General features: G+C 69.9%; 8 protein-coding genes. 3 read left to right on the forward strand and 5 right to left on the reverse strand.

Going from position 1 to position 7626, the window contains the following annotated elements; all coding sequences use genetic code 11:
• Positions 1-89: 89 nt before the first annotated feature.
• Genes ACIF9R_RS04075 through ACIF9R_RS04085 form a run of 3 tightly spaced genes read right to left on the reverse strand, consistent with a single transcriptional unit; the run spans position 90 to position 3102 of the window.
• Positions 90-950, reverse strand: coding sequence for a carbohydrate ABC transporter permease (locus tag ACIF9R_RS04075; RefSeq protein WP_399973933.1), 861 nt, complete (start codon positions 948-950; stop codon positions 90-92).
• A complete protein-coding gene (locus ACIF9R_RS04080; protein WP_399973936.1) occupies positions 947-1885 on the reverse strand; it encodes a carbohydrate ABC transporter permease in 939 nt (312 codons plus the stop codon). Before ACIF9R_RS04080 ends, ACIF9R_RS04075 begins: the two co-directional genes overlap by 4 nt.
• Entirely contained in the window at positions 1885-3102 is a 1218-nt protein-coding gene (locus ACIF9R_RS04085) for an extracellular solute-binding protein (RefSeq protein ID WP_399973939.1), read from the reverse strand. Before ACIF9R_RS04085 ends, ACIF9R_RS04080 begins: the two co-directional genes overlap by 1 nt.
• A gap of 365 nt (positions 3103-3467) precedes the next feature.
• On the opposite strand from ACIF9R_RS04085, the gene ACIF9R_RS04090 reads away from it, so the two are divergent.
• Together ACIF9R_RS04090 and ACIF9R_RS04095 are read left to right on the forward strand one after the other, a co-directional pair.
• Entirely contained in the window at positions 3468-4331 is an 864-nt protein-coding gene (locus tag ACIF9R_RS04090; protein WP_399973941.1) for a class I SAM-dependent methyltransferase, read from the forward strand.
• Positions 4332-4434: 103 nt separating this feature from the next.
• Positions 4435-4752 carry a hypothetical protein gene (locus ACIF9R_RS04095; RefSeq protein WP_399973944.1) on the forward strand — a complete coding sequence of 106 codons (318 nt, stop codon included), beginning with the start codon at positions 4435-4437 and terminating at the stop codon, positions 4750-4752.
• Here ACIF9R_RS04095 and ACIF9R_RS04100 read toward each other — a convergent pair.
• Positions 4739-6025 carry an acyltransferase family protein gene (locus ACIF9R_RS04100; protein ID WP_399973946.1) on the reverse strand — a complete coding sequence of 429 codons (1287 nt, stop codon included), beginning with the start codon at positions 6023-6025 and terminating at the stop codon, positions 4739-4741. The genes ACIF9R_RS04095 and ACIF9R_RS04100 overlap by 14 nt on opposite strands.
• A 223-nt stretch (positions 6026-6248) precedes the next feature.
• On the reverse strand, positions 6249-6533 hold the full coding sequence (locus ACIF9R_RS04105; RefSeq protein WP_399973948.1) for an Atu4866 domain-containing protein: 285 nt from the start codon (positions 6531-6533) through the stop codon (positions 6249-6251).
• A 231-nt stretch (positions 6534-6764) separates the two neighbouring features.
• On the opposite strand from ACIF9R_RS04105, the gene ACIF9R_RS04110 reads away from it, so the two are divergent.
• Positions 6765-7538, forward strand: coding sequence for an Atu4866 domain-containing protein (locus ACIF9R_RS04110; protein ID WP_399973950.1), 774 nt, complete (start codon positions 6765-6767; stop codon positions 7536-7538).
• The last annotated feature ends 88 nt before the right edge of the window (positions 7539-7626 follow it).

Below are 7626 nucleotides of genomic sequence, written 5' to 3' on the forward strand. Positions count from 1 at the left end.
ACACGACGGTCCGGCGCACGCCCGCGGAGGACCGTGCGCCAAAGCCGCCGGGCCCCGCGCCCGGCGGCTTTTCGGGGTGACGTCGGCCCCTACCCCTTCACGGCCCCCGACGTCAGCCCCCGGATGAACGACCGTTGCAGCGCGAGGAAGGCGAGCACCGACGGCACCATCGCCAGGAACGCGCCCACCAGCAGCACCCCGATGCCCACCTGGTCGTCGGAGCGCAGCGAGCGCAGCGCCAGTGGCAGGGTGTACTGCGCCGGGTCGGTGGCGACCAGCAGCGGCAGCATGTACTGGTCCCAGATCATGGTGAACCCGAAGATGCCGATCACCCCGAGGGCCGGCCGGCACAGCGGCAGCACGACCTGCCAGAAGATGCGGAACTCGCCCGCCCCGTCCAGCCGTGCCGACTCCTCCAGCTCCTTGGGGATCTCCTTCATGAACTCGGTCATCACCAGGATCGAGAAGCCCCACGCCGCCACCGGCACGATCATGCCGGTCAGCGAGCCGACCAGGCTGATGTGCAGCACCGGCAGATCCGCCAGCAGCACCGACAGCGGTACGGCCAGCACCTCCTCCGGCAGCATCATCGTCGCCAGGATGATCACCAGTACCGCCGCCGAACCCCGGAACCGCTTGCGGGCCAGCGCGTACCCGGCGAAGACACTCACCAGGACCTGGAGCGCCAGCCCCGCGCCGACCACGATGAACGAGTTGAGGAGATAGTCCAGCACGTTCCGGTCGATCGCCCGTTCCAGGTTCTCCAGGGACAGCCGGTCGGGGAGCAGGGTGAACTGCGTCGGGTCCACGGTCGGCGTGAAGGCGCCGATCATCAGAGCCAGCAGCGGCCCCGCGAAGATCCCGAACAGGACGGTGAACAGCACGAACCGCACCATCCGGCCCCAGGGCCCGCGCGCCTCCTGGAGGCCGAGCGCCGTCTCGTTCCTCATCGGGCCTCCCTCCGGCGCAGGCGCGACGCGATGGTCAGCGCCAGCAGAATCACGAACAACAGGACGGTCCCGGCCGCCGCCACCCCCAGCTCGTTGCGTTCGAGCCCGAGCTTGTAGACGAGTGTCAGGAGCACTTCCGTCGAACCGTCGGGCCCGCCGTTGGTGAGCAGGAACACCTCGGTGAAGATCCGCAGGCCCCGGATCGCGGCCAGGGTCAGCAGGATCGCGAACACCGGCCGCAGCCCGGGGACCGTGACGTGCCAGATCCGGCGGAAGCGCGAGGCGCCGTCGACCGCGGAGGCCTCGTAGAGCACCCGGTCCACCCCGGCCAGCCCCGCCAGGAAGATCATCATGTCGTACGGGGCGCCCCGCCAGATGCCGACGAAGGCGATGGACGCCAGCGAGCTGTCCGGTGAGTTGAGGAACTCGCTGGGGCCCATGCCGAAGACGGACAGCACCGAGTTCAGCGCGCCCCCCTCGGCCGGGTAGTACATGACCCGCCACACCTCGGCCACCACCGCCATGGCCGTGACCACCGGCAGGAAGATCGCCGACCGGATGAACCACAGCGACCGGGTCTGGCCCTCCAGCAGCAGCGCCAGCGCCAGCCCGACGACGATCGAACCGGCGGTCGTGGCCACGGCCAGGACCACCGTGTGCCACACCGCCGCCCCGAAGTCGGCGCTGCCCGCGATCTCGGAGTAGTTCTCGCCGCCGACATAGGTGTTACCGAGGAACGGCCGGACTTCCTGGAAGCTCATCTGCACGGCCTGCGCCATGGGAATGAACTTGAAGTACAGGAAGAGCAGCAGGGCCGGCGCCAGGAACAGCCACGGCGTCGCGGCCCGCCGCAACCGCGTCTTCACCGGCGGGTCCGTACGGGGCGGGCGCCGGACCTCCCGCTTGTGCGACGCCCGCGCCTCGGTCACCGTCATCAGCCCTTGGCCTCCTGCTTCTCGAGCTCGGTGTCGATCTCACCGGCCAGCTCGCCCATCGCCCGCCCCACGTCGCGCGAGCACTCGGAGACCACGCCGTTGAGGCCCTCGGAGGAGATCTGCCGGATCGTGGACCAGTTGGGCAGGGCCGCCGCGTTGCGGCCGGCGTCGTCGTAGACCTTCTGGAAGACGTCCCAGCGCGGGTCCTTGCGCTCGGCCGCCCCGTCCACCTTGGTGTTGACCGGCAGCCGGACGATGACGCCGCCGTTGTCGATCCCCATGCCGATCTTCTGTCCGGCGGGGGAGGCGGCGAACTCGGCGAACTTCTGCTGCCCGCTCTCATTGCCCGAGCCGGCCATCAGGTAGACGTTCTCGCCCTCCGCCAGGGCGGCACTGCCGCCGGTGCCGGGCGGGGCCGCGACCACCTCGTACTTGTCCTTGCCCAGCGACCCGTCGAAGCGCGGCAGCATGTACGGCCCGGTCAGGTAGATGCCGCCCCTGCCGCTCTCGAACACGGTGTGCGTGGTGGCGGAGTCCGCCGTACTGGCCCCGGGCTGGACGACCTTGGAGTCGCAGAACATCGCCTGGAGCTTCTCCACGGCCTTCACCGACGCCGGCTCGTCGATCGCGGCCGCATAACCGTCGCCCTGCTGCTTGACGAAGTCACCGCCCTCCGACCACAGCATGGTGGAGAACCACCAGGTCAGATAGCCACGGGTGGTGGTACCCGGCACCACCATGCCGGCGGTGTCGTCCTTGCCGTTGCCGTCCGGGTCCTCCTTGGTGAACGTGACCGCGAGATCCGTCAGTTCGTCCCACGACGTCGGAAGGTCGGCCCCCACCCTCTCCCGCCAGTCCTTGCGTATCAGCAGGGCGAAGGCCTGCGAATTGAAGGGCACCCCGTAGAACTTCCCGTCATACCCCTGCGCCGCCTCCCAGGCCCGGTCGGCGATGTCACCGCTCCCGGCGACGCCCTCCCGGTCCACCTCGCGGACCAGCCCCTGGGTCACCATGTTCCCCAGCTGGCCGGTGTCGTTGATGACGATGTCCGGCAGGTCCTTCTGCGCCGTGCGCTGCTGGAGCTTGGTCTCGAAGTCCGTCGCACCGACGGCGACCAGCTTCGCCTCGATACCGCTCTCCTTGGTGAACGCCTTGGTAAGGGCCTCCGCCGACTCCGCGGCGGGGCTGCCGGCGTCCTGCCGGATCCAGACCTCCAACGGCTGTGATTCGTCCTGTTGTTGACCTGACCCACCTGATGAACAACCGGTGGCGGTGGCTGCGGCCACGGCGAGAACGGCGGCGATGGCGCCGAACCGTCGCGCTCCTTCTGGCTTACGGAGTTGCTTCGACACGGGAGCTCCGTCCAATCCGTACGGGCGAGGTGGCCGGACTCTACGCACAGACATTCCACGAATCAATAGAATGAACAGAATTTACATACATGAACGAATGGGTGGGGTCGGGTAAGGGTCGGGTGGGGTCGGCTGGGGGTCGGCTGGGCGTCGGGTGGCGTCGGCCGGGTCGGCCCCACCGCCCGGGCGGCACCTGCCGGTCGGCCGCCCCGCACGGCACCATGGGACGTATGGCCGATGAGAACCGGATCGTGAACACCCAGCAGTACGAGGCGTGGAACGGCTACGAGGGCCGCCACTGGGCCGAGCACCAGTCGCGCTACGACGCGCTCAACGACCCCGTCAACACCCCGCTCCTGGAGGCCGCCGGCCTCCGGGGCACCGACAGCGTCCTGGACATCGGCTGCGGCAACGGCCGCCTGACCAGGCTGGCCGCCCGTACCGCGGCCCGTGCCGTCGGCGTGGACCTGTCCGCCCCCATGCTGGAACGCGCCCGCGCGAGCGCCGCCGGGGAACACCTCACCCACGTCACCCACCTCCAGGCCGACGCCCAGGTGCACCCGTTCGAGAGCGGGTCCTTCGACGTCGCCCTGAGCCGCTTCGGGGTGATGTTCTTCGCCGACCCCGTCGCCGCGTTCGCGAACATCGGCCACGCCCTGCGCCCGGGTGGGCGCCTGGCCTTCGTCTGCCCGCAGCCGCTCGCCAGGATGGACCAGGCGGAGATCTTCGCGGCCGTGGCCGGGCACGTGACCCTGCCCGACTTCTCCGAGAAGCAGGAAACGGGCCCCGCCGCCTTCGCGGACCCCGACCGCACCGGACACGTCCTGTCCGGGGCGGGTTTCGAGTCGATCACCGTGGACCCGCTCGAAGTGGCGCAGACCTGGGGCACGGACGCGGCGGACGCCGCCACCTTCCTCTTCGGCTGGGGCCCGATGCGCCACTGGCTGCGCGACGCCGCCCCCGAGTCCGTCACCCGCGCCCACCGGGCCGCCACGGACGCCTTCGGCGCCTACGCCACGAACCGGGGCGTACACCTGACGGCCCGCTACTGGCTCGTCACCGCCACCTGGCCGGAACGGGACGCCGGGGCCTGAGCCGCGTTCCCTTCACGTGCGTGACGGCCCTACCGAACGTGACGGCCCTGCCGAACTCGACCGCCCTACTGGACGGTCACCGCCCTCCTGGAAGGATGGCCCGGTGTCCCGTCCGACAGGCCCGCACACGGCCGACCCGTGCCCCCGCTGCTTCCACGAAGCGGTGCGCCTCGGCGCACCGCGCCCCGCCGCCGATCCCCGGACCGTCGACTACAGCTGCGACCGCTGCGGTCACTGCTGGGACCGTCCGGTGGAGAACGACTTGGAGATCCACGACACCGTACGGGCGGACCTCCTGCACGCGACGCTGTACGGCGAGGTCTGGCAGCTGGAGGACGATCGCATCCTGATCAGGGGAGGGGGTGGCGGGGGCGGCGCCTGGCGCCGGTGGGTCGAACGCTGGCGAGTCATCCTCTACTGAACGAGTCGGATCCAGGGTGCGGCAGCGCGACGCCTTCCCGTCCCGGAGCGGCCTGCTCCGGGATCGACAGCCCGGTGTGCACCACGACGGCCCGGGGCCCGGCCCCAGGACCACGCTCGTCGCGGGCACCGGCACCGGCACCGGCACCGGTATCGTCGGCGGCCCGTACCTGTGCGAAGGCCGAGCTCAGTCCGCGCTTCAGCCTCTTCGAGACCGGCCTCTCCACGAGGCGGTGCACCAAGTGGGCCAGCAGGATCATGCCGAGCACGGTGGAACCGAGCAGCACCCAGTGGTCCACCCGGTACTGCAGGTGGTGGAAGATCTCCCAGCCGATGGACTCGTGGAACAGGTACAGCGGGTAGGTGAGCGCCCCGGCCGCGGGCAGCCAACGCCAGTCGACGCGGTGGAACCAGCCCAGGGCGACCCCCGCCATCACGACGAAGAAGACCGTGATCAGCACGGCCACGCCCAGGGCGGGAACGTTGTCGCCCACGTACCGCAGGGTCCGTCGCCAGCCCTGGAAGGCGGAGAGCTGGCCCATGACGAAGCACAGCGCCACGATCCCCCAGAGCAGCAGGTTCGGCCCGAAGCGGTGGATCAGGTAGAAGGCCAGGCCGGCGATGAAGAACCAGCAGTACTGGGCCATGACGAGGTCACTCAGCGGTCCGGAACCGTAACCCTTGGCCAGCAGGGCGGCGGTCGCCCAGACGCAGGCGAAGGCGACGACCCGCCGGTAGGTCAGGCCGCGCCACACGACGAGAGCGAACAGCAGGTAGAAGCGCAGCTCGGCCCAGAGCGTCCAGTACACCCCGTCGACATGGGTGATGCCGACCGGCCACTGCAGCATCGTCAGGTTGACCAGCACCTCGCGCCACGCCTTCGGCTCCAGGCCACCCGGTACCAGGGTGACCACCGCCGTGGTCACCAGCACGGCCAGCCAGTAGGCGGGAAACAGCCGGATCACCCGGGAGGTGAAGAAGTCCGAGACGGTACGCCCCCAGCAGCTCATGCAGATGACGAAGCCGCTGATCATGAAGAACAGGTGCACCCCCAGCCACCCGTATGCGGACGGCCGGAAGATGACGGGGAAGAGCGGCGCCTGAGGACCGTCCCACCCTTCACCGAACGCGACATAGTGGTAGAACACCACCATCAGGGCCGCGACGAGCCGCAACGCGTCGAGAACGACGATCCGATTGCCCCGCTCCGGCCGCCCGCCCGCAGTGCGGGGGCCGCCGGTAGCCGGTCTCGCGGATCTCTTGCGTGTGCGCACTCGGTTCTCCAGGGGTGTTACCTGTAGCGGAAGAGGCCGAACAGCGCACAGAAGCAGCCCGCCCCACGGGCATGGGTCAGGGGAAACCGGGCGGCTGACATGTCCGCGCGTACGGCGCGATCATCCTAGTTGTACAGAGCAGCGAACCGCCCTGTGTCCCTGACCACGCCTCTTGCCGCCTCCGCCCCCCCGCAGATGCCAACCGAACCGGGCGAGGGCTGCCTCAGGCCCCCTGCCGGGGGCGCTCGTCGTCCTCGCGGTAGAGCACCAGGTGCTCGTGGAAGAGAACGCCGTCGCGGATGTCGCCGGTGGCGGTGAAGCCGGTGTCGTCGAGGTAGTCGAGGTGGTTTCCGGTGACGGTGTAGCTGCCGGTGTAGGCGCTCCGGCGGTTGCCGCGGGCCTCGTCGTAGCGGCCGTTCGGCAGCAGCTCCTGGCGGATGAACCCGTCCGCGGTCACCCACATTCCGACATAGGGGTGCGGGGCGCGGGGCGTGTCGTTGGTGGTCATGGCTCCACCGTGGCCCGAGCGGCCGAGGGGGACCAGGTCCCCGTCTGCCCAGGTGAGGGCTTCCTGGGTGCCGCGCACCTGGGGAAACAGCGGCCTGGTTCCGATGCCGCCGTGCGACGAACGTGGTGGCCGGGCAGCCGTCCTGGCTGCCGGACATCCGCCTCGCAGCTGCACCGGCGCTCCTGGGCGCCTCGGGCGGACCGATGAGCCGACTCCACCGAGGAGTACTCAATGAGTACCACCGACACCGACACCGGCACTGGCATGGACACCGTGAGGTGGAACCCCGAGGCCCTCGACGAGATCCTCTCGAACGACGAGGGCCGTCCCGTCCTGTTCACCAACGCCCGCATCCTGACCATGGACCCGTTGATCGGGACCATGACCGGCGCCGACCTCCTGTTCGTCGGTTCCCTGCTCGTGGGCGTCGGCCCGGGGATCATCACCGCCGCTCAGGACGACAATGCCATCGTCGTCGACTGCACCGGCACGACCATCGCGCCCGCCGTCGTGGACACGGTGGCGCTGGCCGGCGGTCGTGGCCACCGCTCGCAGTACGTCGCGACGTTGACGCCGGGAAACAGCACCGACTTCGTGGTGATGCCCGACGCGCTCGCGGCCGACGTGCCGAGCGCCGTGGCCACGCTCATCGCCCGGCCCGATCAGGTCCGCGCACTCGTCGCGGCCGGCCGGCCGGTCCTGTGGGCCGGCACCGGCGTCCCCGGCCGGACCGACGCCCCCGAGGCGGGCATCCCGGCCACCGAGGACCTCACTGGCAGCCCGCGCGTCGGCGTCTGGATCGACAGGAACGACTTCCTGCACCAGGAACTCACCGCAGACGGCCGCTACGACGAGACACGGGGCGGCCGCCCGCACGCCTACCAGGGCCGTTACTGGATCGACGGCGACCGCATCGACTACCTGGACGACCTCGGCTTCTGGGCCTACGGAGAGTTCAGCGGCGACGAGCTGCACCACGCGGGCTACGTCATGAAGCTCGGCTGACAGTGAGGATGTGACGTGGTGACGCTCCCGGTGGGTCTGACCCCTCGGCTGACTGACGTCTCGACTGTCCTGTTTGGGATTTGTCGGC

This window comes from Streptomyces sp. NPDC086080, from assembly GCF_044540255.1.
Classification (GTDB): domain Bacteria; phylum Actinomycetota; class Actinomycetes; order Streptomycetales; family Streptomycetaceae; genus Streptomyces.

Coding starts and splice junctions, on each gene's coding strand:
- ACIF9R_RS04090 (WP_399973941.1), top strand. CDS start 3,468: ATGGCCGATGAGAACCGGATCGTGAACACCCAGCAGTACGAGGCGTGG.
- ACIF9R_RS04105 (WP_399973948.1), bottom strand. CDS start 6,533: ATGACCACCAACGACACGCCCCGCGCCCCGCACCCCTATGTCGGAATG.
- ACIF9R_RS04110 (WP_399973950.1), top strand. CDS start 6,765: ATGAGTACCACCGACACCGACACCGGCACTGGCATGGACACCGTGAGG.
- ACIF9R_RS04075 (WP_399973933.1), bottom strand. CDS start 950: ATGAGGAACGAGACGGCGCTCGGCCTCCAGGAGGCGCGCGGGCCCTGG.
- ACIF9R_RS04080 (WP_399973936.1), bottom strand. CDS start 1,885: ATGACGGTGACCGAGGCGCGGGCGTCGCACAAGCGGGAGGTCCGGCGC.